Annotated in this window: 16 protein-coding genes and 2 pseudogenes; 2 read left to right on the top strand and 16 right to left on the bottom strand. The window is 41.1% G+C overall.

Annotated features, from left to right (window positions below; translation table 11 throughout):
• Window positions 1-281, top strand: a pseudogene (locus GMD6S_RS06425) (glutamine ABC transporter substrate-binding protein); the annotation flags it as partial.
• A complete protein-coding gene (locus GMD6S_RS06420; protein WP_000193348.1) occupies window positions 278-1,018 on the top strand; it encodes an amino acid ABC transporter ATP-binding protein in 741 nt (246 codons plus the stop codon). The pseudogene GMD6S_RS06425 and the gene GMD6S_RS06420, both read left to right, overlap by 4 nt.
• Before the next feature lie 92 nt (window positions 1,019-1,110).
• Here the strand turns inward: GMD6S_RS06420 and GMD6S_RS06415 are convergent, their stop codons facing one another.
• The 16 genes and pseudogenes from GMD6S_RS06415 to GMD6S_RS06340 all read right to left on the bottom strand — a co-directional run.
• The gene (locus GMD6S_RS06415) at window positions 1,111-1,326 is read right to left on the bottom strand and encodes a capsule biosynthesis transcriptional regulator (RefSeq protein WP_001130031.1); all 216 of its coding nucleotides are present in this window, start codon (window positions 1,324-1,326) and stop codon (window positions 1,111-1,113) included.
• A gap of 106 nt (window positions 1,327-1,432) precedes the next feature.
• Window positions 1,433-2,329, bottom strand: a complete 897-nt coding sequence (locus tag GMD6S_RS06410; RefSeq protein ID WP_000244062.1) for an SPFH domain-containing protein — start codon at window positions 2,327-2,329, stop codon at window positions 1,433-1,435.
• 82 nt (window positions 2,330-2,411) lie between these two features.
• Entirely contained in the window at window positions 2,412-3,662 is a 1,251-nt protein-coding gene (gene ilvA / locus GMD6S_RS06405) for a threonine ammonia-lyase IlvA (RefSeq protein WP_000947300.1), read from the bottom strand.
• A 79-nt stretch (window positions 3,663-3,741) separates the two neighbouring features.
• A complete protein-coding gene (gene ilvC, locus GMD6S_RS06400; protein ID WP_000290683.1) occupies window positions 3,742-4,764 on the bottom strand; it encodes a ketol-acid reductoisomerase in 1,023 nt (340 codons plus the stop codon).
• Window positions 4,765-4,853: 89 nt separating this feature from the next.
• On the bottom strand, window positions 4,854-5,330 hold the full coding sequence (gene ilvN / locus GMD6S_RS06395) for an acetolactate synthase small subunit (RefSeq protein WP_001253813.1): 477 nt from the start codon (window positions 5,328-5,330) through the stop codon (window positions 4,854-4,856).
• Entirely contained in the window at window positions 5,323-7,023 is a 1,701-nt protein-coding gene (locus GMD6S_RS06390; protein ID WP_000411742.1) for an acetolactate synthase large subunit, read from the bottom strand. Before GMD6S_RS06390 ends, ilvN begins: the two co-directional genes overlap by 8 nt.
• A gap of 322 nt (window positions 7,024-7,345) precedes the next feature.
• Window positions 7,346-9,427 (bottom strand): elongation factor G, encoded by a 2,082-nt coding sequence (gene fusA / locus GMD6S_RS06385; protein WP_000090335.1) that lies wholly within the window; start codon window positions 9,425-9,427, stop codon window positions 7,346-7,348.
• Between the two features lie 287 nt (window positions 9,428-9,714).
• Complete coding sequence (rpsG, locus tag GMD6S_RS06380; protein ID WP_000087873.1) at window positions 9,715-10,185, bottom strand: 30S ribosomal protein S7; 471 nt, start codon at window positions 10,183-10,185, stop codon at window positions 9,715-9,717.
• Between the two features lie 19 nt (window positions 10,186-10,204).
• Window positions 10,205-10,618, bottom strand: a complete 414-nt coding sequence (rpsL, locus tag GMD6S_RS06375) for a 30S ribosomal protein S12 (protein ID WP_001142332.1) — start codon at window positions 10,616-10,618, stop codon at window positions 10,205-10,207.
• A gap of 319 nt (window positions 10,619-10,937) precedes the next feature.
• Complete coding sequence (locus GMD6S_RS06370) at window positions 10,938-11,537, bottom strand: response regulator transcription factor (RefSeq protein WP_000772057.1); 600 nt, start codon at window positions 11,535-11,537, stop codon at window positions 10,938-10,940.
• A gap of 1 nt (window position 11,538) precedes the next feature.
• Entirely contained in the window at window positions 11,539-12,636 is a 1,098-nt protein-coding gene (locus GMD6S_RS06365; RefSeq protein ID WP_000890234.1) for a sensor histidine kinase, read from the bottom strand.
• A gap of 4 nt (window positions 12,637-12,640) precedes the next feature.
• Complete coding sequence (locus GMD6S_RS06360; protein WP_000794227.1) at window positions 12,641-13,375, bottom strand: ABC transporter permease; 735 nt, start codon at window positions 13,373-13,375, stop codon at window positions 12,641-12,643.
• Between the two features lie 12 nt (window positions 13,376-13,387).
• The gene (locus tag GMD6S_RS06355; protein ID WP_000216040.1) at window positions 13,388-14,263 is read right to left on the bottom strand and encodes an ABC transporter ATP-binding protein; all 876 of its coding nucleotides are present in this window, start codon (window positions 14,261-14,263) and stop codon (window positions 13,388-13,390) included.
• Window positions 14,250-14,444 carry a hypothetical protein gene (locus tag GMD6S_RS06350; RefSeq protein WP_000751344.1) on the bottom strand — a complete coding sequence of 65 codons (195 nt, stop codon included), beginning with the start codon at window positions 14,442-14,444 and terminating at the stop codon, window positions 14,250-14,252. The genes GMD6S_RS06355 and GMD6S_RS06350 overlap by 14 nt, the downstream gene beginning before the upstream one ends.
• Entirely contained in the window at window positions 14,441-14,647 is a 207-nt protein-coding gene (locus tag GMD6S_RS06345; protein WP_000409926.1) for a hypothetical protein, read from the bottom strand. The genes GMD6S_RS06350 and GMD6S_RS06345 overlap by 4 nt, the downstream gene beginning before the upstream one ends.
• A gap of 123 nt (window positions 14,648-14,770) precedes the next feature.
• A pseudogene (locus GMD6S_RS06340) lies at window positions 14,771-15,484 on the bottom strand (hypothetical protein); the annotation flags it as partial.

The raw sequence follows: 15,484 nt of genomic DNA, 5'->3' as shown, positions 1-15,484 counted from the left end.
TTGTCCGTAATATTCTACCTGCTACTGGTAATGAGTTTGTCATCAATATCAAAGATACCTCTGTATTGAACGTTATTTCAGTTGTTGAGCTTTATTTCTCAGGAAATACTGTAGCAACACAAACCTATCAATACTTCCAGACCTTTACCATCATCGCCGTGATTTACTTTGTCCTCACCTTTACTGTGACCCGTATCCTACGCTTCATCGAGCGTCGTATGGACATGGATACTTACACTACAGGTGCTAACCAAATGCAAACGGAGGATTTGAAAAAATGACACAACCAATCCTTGAAATCAAACACCTCAAAAAATCATATGGGCAAAACGAAGTGCTAAAAGACATTTCTCTCGCCGTCCATAAAGGAGAGGTTATTTCCATCATCGGGAGCTCAGGAAGCGGAAAATCAACCTTCCTTCGTTCGATTAATTTACTAGAGACACCTACAGAGGGAGAGATTCTCTATCGAGGAGAAAATGTCTTAGAAAAAGGCTATAACCTCACCCATTATCGTGAAAAACTCGGTATGGTTTTCCAATCTTTCAATCTCTTTGAAAATCTGAATGTCCTTGAAAATACGATCGTTGCTCAAACGACTGTACTCAAACGCGACCACTCTGAAGCTGAGAAAATTGCCAAAGAGAATCTCGAAAAAGTCGGTATGGGAGAACGTTACTGGCAAGCCAAGCCCAAACAACTCTCAGGGGGACAAAAACAACGCGTGGCTATCGCCCGCGCCCTCTCCATGAATCCTGACGCCATTCTCTTCGACGAACCAACATCTGCCCTTGACCCTGAAATGGTCGGAGAAGTCCTCAAAATTATGCAGGATTTGGCTCAAGAAGGCTTGACCATGATCGTTGTAACCCACGAAATGGAATTCGCTCGCGATGTCTCTCACCGTGTCATCTTTATGGATAAGGGCGTCATTGCTGAAGAAGGCAAACCAGAAGACCTCTTCACGAACCCTAAAGAAAAACGGACAAAAGAATTTCTTCAACGTTATCTCAGCTAATAAACAAAGACTGCATTCTTTATGCAGTCTTTTTAATTTGTAATTGTAAAGAAAAGGCAGACTCGATTCAGGAATCTGCCTGTGACCACAGTTTAATCTTCAAATTTTTCATGATTTTTTTCATAGAAATCGATTAAACCAAGAGCTGTTTCAAATGAAATATTTTTAACTTTTGCGCGTCCTTGTGCTAGAGCAATGATAGACATTTCACGCGCATTCGTTTCTTTAGAGATACGGTAGCCTGTGATTTTCTTATCACGAACCCAGCCAACAACTGCTTCTACTTTTTCAAAGTTCGACTTAGCCATGTTCTTCTCCTAAATTATTCTTTACAATACTTAATTGTATACGTTTTTATTTCGTTTATCAATAAAAAAACATATATTCGTCGTAACTATATTATTCTGCATATTTTTATTTGGCTTTTAAAGCCGATAATATATGAGTTCTTATGTCCTCGACTCCATTAGGATTTGCTGGTAGGAAGATTGTATTATTACCCTCTTTATCTGCAAAATTATTCAACGTATCTAAATACTGGTTCGTTAATAGGATAGACATGATTTGTTCTTCAGTTAGCTCAACATTGGCTCCCTTTAACTCTTGGATAGAATCAGCTAGTCCGTCAACAATTGCTTTACGCTGTTCTGCAATCCCTACACCATGTAGGCGATCTTTTTCTGCTTCTGCTTCTGCTGCGGTCACGATTTTAATCTTATCTGCTTCAGCAAGTTCTTGCGCCGCCACTCTCTTACGTTGAGCCGCGTTAATTTCATTCATTGATTGTTTTACTTCAGCATCAGGTTCAACCTTAGTAATCAGCGTTTTGACAATGATATACCCATATGTAGACATTTCTTCAGCCACTTGTTTTTGAACTTCTAAGGCGATTTCATCCTTCTTCTCAAACAACTCATCTAGGGTTAGCTTTGGTACAGATGAACGCAAAGCATCTTCAATATAGGATTTAATTTGGGCTTCTGGACGCATCAATTTATAATAAGCGTCTGTGACATTATTTTCATTCACTCGATACTGAGTTGCCACATTCATCGTTACAAATACATTATCTTGCGTCTTTGTCTCTACAACAATCTCACTTTGCAACAAGCGTAGTTGAACTCTTGCCGCAATCCTATCAATTCCAAAAGGAGCTCGTAAATGAATACCACTATTGCTCAACTTTTGGTATTTACCAAAGCGTTCTATGATAGCGACAGATTGTTGTCGAACCACATACACAGAACTAACCATAATCACTGATGCAATCACCACTAAAAATAATAAAACAAGTAAAATTTGTAAAACCATGGGAATCTCCCCCTTTCGTCACCATCATTATAGCACCATCATCATTATTACGCAAATAATATGATAATAATTTTATTTTAGCTTAAACTAGCATATTATACAACGTTTCGTTCCCATTCAAATTAATATAAGATGGGTCAAACTTTTCCATTCGATGAATCAATCCAGCATAGTCATGCTTATTGGCAAGGGCTACCCCAATCAAGACAGGGCCTGTCCCCTTGCTTGCTCGTTTGATATATTCAAAACGAGTGATGTCATCATTTGGCCCCAAAATGTCATTTACAAACTCTCGTAGAGCTCCTGGACGTTGTGGAAAATTCACTACAAAGTAATGCTTTATGCCATCGTAAATCAAGGCACGTTCTTCCATCTCTGGCATTCGGTTGATATCGTTATTTCCTCCAGAAATGATACAACAAATCGTCTTGCCTTTGATATAGTCTGATAAAACTTCCAAGGCTGCAACGCTGGCAGCTCCGGCTGGTTCTGCTACAATACCTTGTTTGGAATAAAGATCAATCAAGGTCTCGGAAATCAAGCCCTCGTCCACCCCAATCAGCGTTTCAACATTCTTACGGGTCGCTTCATAGGTTAATTGCCCAACCTTTTGTACGGCTATCCCATCAGCGAACTTATCAATTTCTTTGAGCTTAACTGGTCCCCCAGCTTCAAAGGCAGCTTTCATAGAGCGAGCACCATTAGCTTCTACCCCGATCACTTCAATAGTCGGGTTGGTTTCCTTAATATAAGTAGAAACACCGGCAATCAATCCGCCACCACCTACTGGTACAAGTACTGTATCAAAATCAATAGACTCTTTACGGGCTTCTTCAAGAATTTCATAGGCTACAGTCCCTTGACCAGCTTGAACATGCGCATCATCAAAAGGATCGATAAAGGTGCGGTTTTCTGTCAATGTAAATTCTTGTGCTGCCTTAGCAGAAGCATCAAAGGTATCCCCAACCAACTTGATCGTCACAAACTCTCCACCGAAAAAGCGAACCTGCCCAATCTTTTGTTGCGGTGTTGTAATAGGCATAAAAATTGTTGCAGGAATCTTCATCTCATTACAAGTATAGGCGACACCTTGGGCATGATTTCCCGCAGAGGCACAGACTACACCACGCTCGCGTTCTTCTTTTGATAGTTGAGAAATGGCATAATAGGCTCCACGAATCTTAAAAGAGCGAACTCGTTGCGCATTCTCCTTTTTGAGATAAATCTTTGCTTGGTATTTTTCTGATAAATAATGATCATATTCTAGTGGTGTATCAACTACTACACCACTCAAAACTTTGTGGGCTTTCACCACATCTTTTGCACTTAGCATTGTCTCCTCCTCAAATACTTTTCAAGATAAAAAACGAGTTAGGTACCCCCAACTCGCCTTCTGTCTCTCTTTACAAGAATTAATTGTAGATTTTGAATGCGTCGTCGTCGTTTTTACCAACGAAAGGCATTGCTTTACGCAATTCTGCACCAACTTTTTCAATTTCAAGGTTAGCTGCTTGTTCACGGTAAGCAGTTAATTTTGGACGACCAGCCTTGTAGTCATTTACAAAGTCATTTGCAAATTTACCATTTTGGATATCTGCCAAAACAGCTTTCATGTTTTCTTTCACTTGCTCAGTAATCACACGTGGACCTGATACATAGTCACCGTATTCAGCAGTGTTTGAAATAGATTGACGCATTTTCTTGAATCCACCTTCATAGATCAAGTCAACGATCAATTTCATTTCGTGAAGAACTTCAAAGTAAGCCAATTCTGGGGCATAGCCTGCTTCTGTCAAGACTTCAAAACCTGCTTCGATAAGGGCAGTCAAACCACCACAAAGTACAGCTTGTTCACCAAAGAGATCTTCTTCAGTTTCTTCTTTGTAAGTTGTTTCAAGCAAACCAACACGAGCTGCCCCAACACCTTTACACCAGTCCATAGCAATGTTTTTCGCATTTCCTGTTGCATCTTGGTAAACTGCATAAAGAGCTGGCACACCAAATCCTTCTTCGTAAGTACGACGTACCAAATGTCCTGGTCCTTTAGGAGCACACATGAAGACATCTACATCTGCAGGAACTTTGATAAATTCAAAGTGGATATTGAAACCATGAGCAAATCCAACAGCATTTCCAGCTTCCAAGTTTGGAGCGATTTCTGCTTCGTACAATTCTTGTTGGATTTCGTCTGGTGCCAAGATCATGATAACGTCAGCCAATTTAGTTGCTTCTGCTACTGTGTAAGTGTCAAATCCGTCTTCTTTTGCTTTGTCAAAAGATTTACCTGGACGCACACCGATAATGACATCACGACCTGAGTCACGCAAGTTTTGCGCATGCGCATGTCCTTGTGAACCATAACCGATTACGGCGATTTTTTTACCGTCAAGCGCTGCTACTTTAACATCTTTTTCGTATTCCATTTGAACTGCCATAGTTTTCTCTCTTTTCTATTTTTTATTGCCTTATAGGCTGGTTTAACAAATTTAAGTTATTTTTTATACTCATTGAAAATCAAAGAGTATTAGTCGCGGGTAAATCCAGTTGCACCCGTACGAGCGATATTTTTAATACCATATGGTCGAATCACTCGCAATAAAGCTTCACTCTTTTCAGCATTTCCAGTCATCTGGATGGTGATTGAGCTTGGAGCCACATCTACTACTGTTGCACGGAAAGGTTGGATAATGGCCAAGATTTCTGCACGCTTTTCAGCAGGAGCAGATACCTTCACCAAGATAACTTCTCTTTCCAAGTGTGGTTTATCTGTGATATCACGAATGCGAATCACATCAATCTGACGATTGAGCTGTTTAATGATTTGCTCTACTTCATCATGAGAAGCTACATCAATAATGATGGTGATACGAGATACATTGGGGTTCTCCGTCGCACCAACTGAGATACTCTCAATATTGACTTGACGACGAGAAAGGACACCTGTAAAACGATTCAAAACTCCTGAACGGTTTTGCAATCTAGCTGTTAACATTCTACGCATGGAACTTCACCCCCAACATCTCATGATTGCTCTTACCAGCTGGTACCATCGGTAAGACCTGTTCCTTACGAGAAATATCCACCTCGATAAACATGGGCACATCCTCCAGAATAGCCTCTAGATCTTTTTCTATAGTTTCTGGATTGTCAAATTTATAATTTTTAATACCGTAAGCCTGTGCCATCAGCTGGAAGTCAGGAAGTGTATCAAAGACTGACTCGGAAGTTCTACCCTCATAGAAGGATTCCTGCCACTGACGAACCATTCCTAGTGAGTGGTTATTCAACATGACAACCTTAATCGGCACCTTGTAGATGTTTAGGATCGCTAGTTCTTGGTTGGTCATTTGGAAACCACCATCACCGACAAAAAGGATGACTTCTTTTTCTGGATTGGCAATCTTGGCTCCAATAGCTGCAGGAACTCCGAATCCCATGGTACCCAAACCACCTGAAGTGACTAACTGACGCTCATTTTGGTAAGGATAATACTGAGCTGTCCACATTTGGTGTTGTCCGACGTCTGTGACAACAATGGCATCTCCATTCGTCAACTCACCGATGCGTTCAATAACGGCCTGAGGTTGAACCACACGTTCTTTCTTATCATAAGAACGAACTCGATTCTTGTCCTTGGTGACTTTTTCAATCCACTTTTCAGTATTGTTATGAACAGTTGGTTCTGCCAGTAGCATCTGCAAGGCTTTCTTAGCATCCCCCACTACAGGAATATCTGCACTGATAATCTTACCAATCTCAGCTGGGTCAATGTCGATATGGGCAACCTTAGCATTCTTCGCGAAGGTCTTAGGGTTCCCAGTCAAGCGGTCATCGAAACGGCAACCAATACTAATCATAAAGTCCGCTTCCGTCATTGCAATGTTGGCTGCGAAAGAACCGTGCATGCCTCCCATCCCTAGGAAGAGCGGATGACTCGTTGCAATGGTTCCTTGCCCCAAAAGACTAGTGACTACTGGAATTTGGTAACGTTCAGCAAATTCATTGAGCTCCTTAGAAGCTTCTGCATAGCTGATACCGCCCCCTGCTAACAAAACAGGTTTCTTGGCTTTTGACAATTGCTTCAAGATTTTCTTGATTTGCATGTCATTTGGATCAAGTGTCGGTTGGTAACTTGGTAAATTCACCTCCGGCGAATAGATGAAATCTGTCTCTAGGGCTGATACATCCTTGGGCAAGTCAATCACAACTGGACCTGGACGACCTGTCGTTGCGATATGGACAGCTTCCGTAATGATACGAGGAATATCTGCTGTCTCACGAACTTGGTAATTGTATTTGGTAATGGGCATGGTAATCCCCACGATGTCTGCTTCCTGAAAGGCATCTTTCCCAATCCCAGCTCGCGCAACCTGACCTGTAAAGACCAAAAGGGGAACGCTATCGCTCATGGCATCTGCAATCCCTGTAATGGCATTTGTTGCTCCCGGCCCACTCGTGACGACGGCAACGCCCAACTTTCCAGTTGATTTGGCATATCCTTCAGCTTCGTGCAAACAACCTTGCTCATGGCGTCCCAAGATGTGGCGAATACCTTTAAAATTGTATATCGCATCATACAAAGGTAAGACCGCACCACCAGGATAACCAAAAATGGTATCAATCCCTAAGTCCCGAAGTGTTTCCAAAACTAGGTCCGACCCCGTCTTAGGAGATTCTAAACTGATTTTCTCCATTGTTCCCCTTTCTCTTCTCTTAAAAAAATAGCTTGTTACTATCATACCATTTTTTCAAAAATTTTCAAGGCAAAAGAGTCAATTTTCTGAATTTTCTATCTAAAAGTGTATTTATGAATCTTTTCTTCATTTTTATTAACTTTCCTGCGGAATTAGGAACCTTTATTTACTTTAATTTATCAAATTAGAATGTTTTCTTTCTGGATAGAATTAGTATTTTCTCACTTAGCGATTAAATTCGTATACTATATTCAGCAAAAATGAATAGTTAAAGACAAAAAAAGGAAGCCACTAAGTGACTTCCTTCTAGAGTGAGGACTGATTAGTCTTCACCTTTATTTTTCTTAATGATTTCTTCTTGTACTGACTTAGGTACATCTTCGTAGTGGTCAAATACCATCATGAATGTACCACGTCCTTGAGATGCAGAACGAAGAACTGTTGCGTAACCGAACATTTCAGCAAGCGGAACGTAAGCACGAACGATTTGGCTGTTACCGTGTGCTTCCATACCATCTACACGTCCACGACGAGCAGTTACGTGACCCATAACATCACCAAGGTTTTCTTCTGGAACAGTGATGGTTACAAGCATCATTGGCTCAAGGATAGCTGGTTGTGCTGATTTAGCAGCTTCTTTAAGGGCAAGTGAAGCCGCGATCTTGAAGGCAGTTTCAGATGAGTCGACATCGTGGTATGAACCATCGTAAAGCTTAGCTTTAACGTCAACCATTGGGTAACCTGCAAGAACACCGTTAGCCATAGATTCTACCAAACCTTTTTCAACCGCTGGGATAAATTCACGAGGAACCACACCACCGACGATTGCGTTTTCGAATTCGAATCCTTTACCTTCTTCGTTTGGAGTAAATTCAATCCATACATCACCGAATTGACCTTTACCACCAGACTGACGTTTGAAGAATCCACGTGCTTGAGTAGAAGCGCGGAATGTTTCACGGTAAGATACTTGAGGAGCACCTACGTTCGCTTCCACTTTGAACTCACGACGCATACGGTCAACAAGGACGTCAAGGTGAAGTTCACCCATACCAGAGATAACTGTTTCACCAGTTTCAACGTTTGTTTCAACGCGGAATGTTGGATCTTCTTCAGCCAATTTTTGAAGGGCGATACCCATCTTATCTTGGTCAGCTTTAGATTTAGGCTCAACCATCAATTGGATAACTGGTTCTGGAACGTTGATTGACTCAAGGATGATTTTAGCTTTTTCATCTGTCAATGAGTCACCAGTTGTTGTATCTTTCAAACCAACGGCAGCAGCGATATCACCTGAGTAAACAGTGTCAATTTCTTGACGGCTGTTAGCGTGCATTTGAAGGATACGTCCGATACGTTCACGTTTACCTTTAGAAGTGTTCAATACGTAAGAACCTGATTGGAGAACACCTGAGTATACACGGAAGAATGTCAAACGACCTACGAATGGGTCAGTCATGATCTTGAAGGCAAGAGCTGCGAATGGCTCATCATCAGATGCTGGACGAGTTTCTTCTTCATCTGTATCTGGGTTAATACCTTTGATCGCTGGAATGTCAAGTGGGCTTGGAAGGTAGTCGATAACCGCATCAAGCATCAATTGAACACCCTTGTTCTTGAAGGCAGAACCACACAATACTGGGAAGAATTCAACGTTGATAGTTGCTTTACGGATAGCAGCTTTCAATTCTTCGTTAGTGATTTCTTCACCTTCAAGGTATTTCATCATCAAGTCTTCATCAGTTTCAGCGACTGCTTCAACCAATTTTTCACGGTATTCTTGAGCTTGGTCAAGGTATTCAGCTGGAATATCTTCTTCAAGGATATCTGTACCAAGGTCATTAGTATAGATTTCAGCTTTCATCTTGATCAAGTCGATAATACCGCGGAAATCATCTTCAGCACCGATTGGCAATTGGATTGGGTGTGCGTTTGCTTGAAGACGGTCGTGAAGTGTGCTTACTGAGTAAAGGAAGTCAGCACCGATTTTGTCCATTTTGTTAGCAAATACGATACGTGGAACTCCGTACTCAGTTGCTTGACGCCAAACTGTTTCAGTTTGAGGCTCAACACCTGATTGTGAGTCAAGAACAGTAACCGCACCGTCCAATACACGAAGAGAACGTTGTACTTCGATTGTGAAGTCCACGTGTCCTGGTGTGTCGATGATGTTTACGCGGTGGTTGTTCCATTGAGCTGTTGTCGCAGCAGATGTGATAGTGATACCACGTTCTTGCTCTTGCTCCATCCAGTCCATTTGTGACGCACCTTCGTGAGTTTCACCGATTTTGTGGATTTTACCAGTGTAGTAAAGAATACGCTCAGTAGTTGTTGTTTTACCGGCATCGACGTGAGCCATGATACCGATATTACGAGTTTTTTCAAGTGAAAATTCGCGTGCCATGAGGTTTATTTCTCCTATTTATTTTAATTTCTATTCTATTATAACACGATTTTAATAAAAACGGATAGGCAGGACCTACCCGTTCTCAATGTTTATCTTGTTTTTGTTGGTTTCAACTTGTATACAAATTGAATTGAACTCGGGCTAAAAGCTTAAGTTAGCTGAGTTGAACCCAATTGAACTCGGGCTAAAAGCTCGGAAAATAGATAAGCTTTCCTAGAAGCTTTGATTCTGCGTCAAGCTTCCTAATTTTCAGTCGCTTTTTTAACGCCCTTAGTATCTTATTCTTACCAACGGAAGTGTGCGAAGGCACGGTTAGCTTCAGCCATACGGTGAGTGTCTTCACGTTTCTTAACTGCTGCACCAGTGTTGTTCGCAGCATCCAAGATTTCTTTTGCAAGACGGTCTTGCATTGTGTGTTCACCACGAAGGCGAGCGATGGTTACCAACCAACGAAGTCCAAGTGTTGTACGACGTTCTGGACGAACTTCAACTGGGACTTGGTAGTTAGATCCACCAACACGACGTGCACGTACTTCAAGTACAGGCATGATGTTTTCCATAGCTGTTTCAAATACTTCAAGTGCATCGTTACCAGTAGCTTCTTTGATTTGCTCAAAAGCACCGTAAACGATTGAAGCAGCTGTACCACGTTTACCATCAAGCATAACGCGGTTGATAAGACGAGTAACTAGTTGTGAATTGTAAAGCGGATCTGGCAATACGTCACGTTTTGGAGCTCTATTTTTACGACTCATTTCTCTTTATCCCCTTTCCTTATGCTTTTGGACGTTTAGTACCGTATTTAGAACGGCCTTGTTTACGATCGTTAACACCTGCAGTATCAAGTGCACCACGGACGATATGGTAACGTACCCCTGGAAGGTCTTTTACACGTCCACCACGAAGAAGCACCACGCTGTGCTCTTGCAAGTTGTGTCCGATACCTGGGATGTAGGCAGTAACTTCGATAAGGTTGCTCAAACGTACACGAGCGAATTTACGAAGGGCAGAGTTAGGTTTTTTAGGTGTCATTGTTCCCACACGAGTTGCAACACCACGTTTTTGTGGTGAAGAAACGTTTGTTTGAACTTTTTTATGACTGTTGTAACCAACGTTCAAAGCTGGTGATTTAGATTTTTCTACTTTTGATTTACGCGGTTTGCGAACCAATTGGTTAATTGTAGGCATCTACATTCTCCTGTGTTTTTTTTATTTTTGGTGATGATACACTTGGTGACAGCTACCATCTGTGTGTACTTTTGCAACATTTGTCAGCACGTCCCTGTACACTTTTGAGAGACCAAAAGTAAAAAGTACCGTCTATTATTGTAACACAATTTTTCCTTCGTTGTCAAGATATTTTTCATTTTTATTCTGATCTTTTAACTCTTTGACACTAGTTCTAACCGCTTTTCTAAACCTAAAAAGGAGGCAATTTCCCTCCTCCTTTCTAGTATGGATTTCCTTCGATTCAAGTTATCGTTTCGGAATTTTTTAACCCTTCTTATCAAAGCCAACCAGATTCTTTTGCAATGTTGGCTGCCTCTGTTCGATTACCAGCATCTAGTTTCGAAAGAATATTGGTGACATAGTTTCGGACGGTTCCATTTGATAGATAAAGCTGATCTGCGATTTCTTGATTAGACAAGCCCTGAGCGATTCCCTTTAAAACAGCGATTTCTTGCTCTGTTAACGGATTGGGGTGCGTCATCACCACTTCCATCAATTCAGGCGAATATTCCTTACGTCCTTCAAGAACAGTGTGCAAGGTTTGCATGAGGTCCGCAATGCTTCTTTCTTTTAAGACATAAGCATCCACTCCAGCCTTAACCGCACGTTCAAAATAGCCGGGGCGCTTGAAGGTCGTCACCACAACCACCTTTGTTTCTAGCTTTTCTGCTCGTATCCACTCCAAGACTTCGAGGCCTGTCTTAGCAGGCATTTCTACGTCAAGAATGGCGATATCTACGGGCTCCTTTTCTAAGAGTTGGATTGCTTCTTGGCCATCCTTGGCTTGTAGGACAGAATCTACATCTGGTTGAAAGGTAAGCAACTGGCACATAGCATCTCGCAACATACTTTGATCTTCTGCAACAAGTAATTTCATCTTAGTTTCTCTCCTTATAAGGTAGCCGAACCTGCACTTCAGTCGGATGTTTCTGACTGATTACCTTTACTTCTCCTGAAAAAGGAAGGACACGGTCTCGAGCAGTATGGAGTTCATCCCCTTTTAGAGAAGCAAAGCCACAGCCATCATCTCTCACTGTTAGAATGAGTTCTTTCTCTGTTCGTTCTAATTTCAAGTAAGCTTTGGATGCTTTGGCATGTTTGATGATATTGGTCACTAACTCAAGTAAAATCATGGAGGCCGTTGATTCTAATTCCTGAGTTAGGCTAGCTGTATCTAGTTGGTGATTGATTTCTGTCTCAATTCCTGCAATTTCCAGCATTTTTTTAACAGTCGCAAATTCGGAAGCAAGGGTTCTTGTTTTAAGATTTTCGATAATTGTACGAACTTCACGCATTGATTCTTTGCTAATTTGCTGTATTTCTCTTAATTCCTTTTCCACCTGTGGATAGGCCTGCATTTGAAGAAGTTGTAGGGCAAGGTCCGTCTTCACACTCAACATGGCAAAGGTATGGCCTAGACTGTCATGAAGATCCTGACCGATACGACTGCGTTCGTTTTCAGCCAAGAAAAGATTGAGCTTGGCATTTTGTTTCATCTTTTCTTCTTTTATGTCCTCCGACAATCGAATTCGATAAAGACCAAAGGTCATTGCATCGGAAAAGATAAAGGTCACCAAGAAAAAGAGTAGCTGCCAGGGACTAACATGATTGACCATATAGATTCCGGTCAGAATAAATGGTTGCAGGACAATAAAACTGACAAAACGCCAAGAGTGAAAAGAAATCTCATCCAGCTCATAAATAAGGAGATTGGATAAATAAAAGATAAACCATGTGAAACCTGAACTTAGCCAAACAGATGTATAAAAAATGTAGACAAGCATGGACCACCATGCTAGCCACTGCACGGTGCGATTCTGACTGATTAAAACCGAATAGAAGGCAAGTACAAATAGTAGGGTCCATAGCAAGGTTAAAAGCGGGTAATCTCCAACGATGACACCCGCTATAGGAAAGATGATAAACACTATTGAAATATGAAACATATAATGAATGTTTTTAAATTTTTCCAACATAGATTTATTTTACCTCAATCCGTTTTTTCAGTTGAATGACCAATACACCAAAGAAAACTGTATAGCCTAGCACAACCAAGGCAGAAAGAATATTAAATTCATGGTGTTCCAAATAAGTAGAGACGACCTGCATCAGTTGATAGGTTGGAGTCAGCTTTCCAATAGATTGGAGCCATTCTGGGAAGGAATCCAAGGGGAACCACAGTCCACCTAGAACAGCCAAAGCAATATAGGCAATATTTCCAACAACCGTCATCAGTTGAGCACTGGGTAGCAAGCTCACCAAGACCCCCATGCTGATAAAGACCACGCTTCCGATCAGCAAAATAGCACCAATTACCATCCAGTCAAGCCAAGGTAGCGTCACTCCGCGGACAAAATGACCAACTGAAAAGACAACTGTAATTGATAACAAGAAAGTCAGTAGGGTACTGAACAGTTTTGATACATAATATTCTACCATAGATACGGGAGAATGTTGAATCAATTTTTGCCAGTTGTTTGTCTTATCAGACTCGAGTGTGCTTGGGATACTGAAAAAAGCACTTGACATGATACTAAAGAGCGTCATGGCAAAAAGATAGGCTTGAAGAGCAATTTCTGGAATATCTGACCCTGACATCATACCAGAAAAGATAAGATAAAACACACTTGGAAGTCCGATGGATAGTAAGTAGTAGACTGCTTGCCGTTTCATCAGAATGATTTCCACTTTCATGAGACTTGTCATATTTTTCATCGTCAATCTCCTTTAGTCTTGAGTCGTTTCGAAGATACTGTCTAAGAGAGTTCGATTGCGAACTTCAATTTCTTCGATCATGCAGCCCTGTTCTTGCAAGACTTTCCATACCTGGCTGGCTTCTTTGGTTGTGAAGGAAAGAGCATTTTGCTTGATTTCAATCTCTTGAACTTGGTCTAAAGTTCTGATAACTTCCTGATAAGTTAGAGGTACCGTAAAATGTTTTTCTTGTTCTTCACCACGCATAGCATAAGGCGTCGTATCGCGAATCAATTCTCCCTTATGGAGCACCAAAATGCGGTCAGCCGTATGCTCTACTTCTTCGATGTAGTGAGAAGAATAGACAATGGTGACACCATTTTTCTTTAATCGATTAACAATTTCCCAAAAATGCTGACGTGTTGAGGTATCCATGGCAGCAGTTGGCTCGTCTAAAAATAGAATTTTCGGACGACCTATTAAAGACAACACAAAAGAGAACAAACGTTTTTGCCCACCAGACAACTTGCCCGCTAGCTGATTTTTCTGCTTGTCTGAGAATCTCAGCAAGTCATCAATTTCTTTGTCTGAAAGACTGTCGGGATAAAGTGACTTGAAAAATGATAGAAGTTCTTTCACTTTCAAGCTTTGAACAACTGCATTTTCTTGAGGTAAGACAGAAATAAGCTGTTTTAATCGAGGATCTGTTGGTGCAAATCCTTGAATGGCTATCTGACCTGAGCTCATGAACTTGTCGCCCAAGAGGCAATCAATCAAGGTTGTTTTTCCTGCTCCGTTAGGCCCGATCAAGGCGACACATTCACCATCGTTGATTTCAAAGGAGATGTTCCGCAAGATCTCCTTGTCTTTTATTTTCTTACTCAATTTCTCAACTTTAATCACAGTCATGAGATTCTCCTTTCAACCACTTCATTCCCATAGGGAAAACAACGAAAATCATAAATCCAAAACCCCAAGAACCACGAATGAATTGGCGAAGCAAGGTTTGGTCAAACCAACCAGTAAACATTTCCACTAACCATACCAAGAGTGACAGGCCGATAAAAAGATAGGTGATTGTTTTTTTCATTCCTCAAACTCCTTTTTCACTTCTCTGACTAATTTCAAACCTTCTCTGACAAGCCAAGACATCATTCCAAAGCCAGCAAAGAGCTCCCAAGGAAAATGGTAGAAACCTTCGTCCAATCCTGAAAACATGAGATAGGTCATAACTCCTGCTGCTACTAAACTCACTGCGACAATCATTTTATTTTTCATTTCTTCTTTCTCCATTTCATACTTCAATTATAGACTTTTGAAATTGGCGGAGCTAGATGCTTCTGTCACTAGGAAATATGACAAATGTCATAAAAAAAGAAAGCTGTAAAATCAACTTTCTTTTTTATCTATTAAATTTTATTCCACACTGAAAAGATATGGATATACAGGTTGTTGACCTTGGTGAATCTCTACTTCAACATCTTCGAATTCTTCTGCGATTTCTTGGGCAATTTCATTGGCAAGTTCTTCGCTTCCATCTTCACCGACATAGAAAGTCACGATTTCACTATCTTCATCCAACATATGTTTCAATGTTTTAGTCAAAGTTTGGTGCATGTCAGGGTTTGATACGAGGATCTTACCATCTACCATACCAAGATTGTCATTTTCATGAATTTCCAAACCATCGATAGTCGTGTCACGAACGGCTGTTGTTACACTACCACTTACGACATCACCAAGGGCTGCAGTCATACGTTCTTTGTTTTCTTCGATTGATTTGCTTGGATCAAAGGCAAGAAGACTGGTCAACCCTTGAGGAATTGTACGTGCTTCTACAACAACAGCAGGTTGTTCAAGCACTTCAGCCGCAGACTGAGCTGCCATAAAGATATTTTTGTTGTTTGGCAAGAAGATGATGTTGCGAGCATTGACCTGTTCAACAGCCTTGATAAAGTCTTCTGTTGAAGGGTTCATCGTCTGCCCACCTTCGATGACATAATCCACACCTTGGGCACGGAAGATATCTGCTAAACCTTGACCAGCTACTACTGCGATAAGGGCATACTCTTTTGTTTCAGCAGGCTTGTTTCCTTGAGTTGCTTCTTTTTCAACTTGCGCCTCGTGTTG

The sequence above is a fragment of the Streptococcus sp. GMD6S genome (assembly GCF_000297015.1).
This window is presented reverse-complemented; position numbering and strand designations above follow the sequence as displayed.

Bases quoted from the DNA above. Each gene is read 5' to 3' on its own strand.
- GMD6S_RS06420 (WP_000193348.1), top strand. From the start codon at position 278: ATGACACAACCAATCCTTGAAATCAAACACCTCAAAAAATCATATGGG.
- GMD6S_RS06415 (WP_001130031.1), bottom strand. From the start codon at position 1,326: ATGGCTAAGTCGAACTTTGAAAAAGTAGAAGCAGTTGTTGGCTGGGTT.
- GMD6S_RS06410 (WP_000244062.1), bottom strand. From the start codon at position 2,329: ATGGTTTTACAAATTTTACTTGTTTTATTATTTTTAGTGGTGATTGCA.
- ilvA (WP_000947300.1), bottom strand. From the start codon at position 3,662: ATGCTAAGTGCAAAAGATGTGGTGAAAGCCCACAAAGTTTTGAGTGGT.
- ilvC (WP_000290683.1), bottom strand. From the start codon at position 4,764: ATGGCAGTTCAAATGGAATACGAAAAAGATGTTAAAGTAGCAGCGCTT.
- ilvN (WP_001253813.1), bottom strand. From the start codon at position 5,330: ATGCGTAGAATGTTAACAGCTAGATTGCAAAACCGTTCAGGAGTTTTG.
- GMD6S_RS06390 (WP_000411742.1), bottom strand. From the start codon at position 7,023: ATGGAGAAAATCAGTTTAGAATCTCCTAAGACGGGGTCGGACCTAGTT.
- fusA (WP_000090335.1), bottom strand. From the start codon at position 9,427: ATGGCACGCGAATTTTCACTTGAAAAAACTCGTAATATCGGTATCATG.
- rpsG (WP_000087873.1), bottom strand. From the start codon at position 10,185: ATGAGTCGTAAAAATAGAGCTCCAAAACGTGACGTATTGCCAGATCCG.
- rpsL (WP_001142332.1), bottom strand. From the start codon at position 10,618: ATGCCTACAATTAACCAATTGGTTCGCAAACCGCGTAAATCAAAAGTA.
- GMD6S_RS06370 (WP_000772057.1), bottom strand. From the start codon at position 11,537: ATGAAATTACTTGTTGCAGAAGATCAAAGTATGTTGCGAGATGCTATG.
- GMD6S_RS06365 (WP_000890234.1), bottom strand. From the start codon at position 12,636: ATGTTGGAAAAATTTAAAAACATTCATTATATGTTTCATATTTCAATA.
- GMD6S_RS06360 (WP_000794227.1), bottom strand. From the start codon at position 13,375: ATGAAAAATATGACAAGTCTCATGAAAGTGGAAATCATTCTGATGAAA.
- GMD6S_RS06355 (WP_000216040.1), bottom strand. From the start codon at position 14,263: ATGACTGTGATTAAAGTTGAGAAATTGAGTAAGAAAATAAAAGACAAG.
- GMD6S_RS06350 (WP_000751344.1), bottom strand. From the start codon at position 14,444: ATGAAAAAAACAATCACCTATCTTTTTATCGGCCTGTCACTCTTGGTA.
- GMD6S_RS06345 (WP_000409926.1), bottom strand. From the start codon at position 14,647: ATGGAGAAAGAAGAAATGAAAAATAAAATGATTGTCGCAGTGAGTTTA.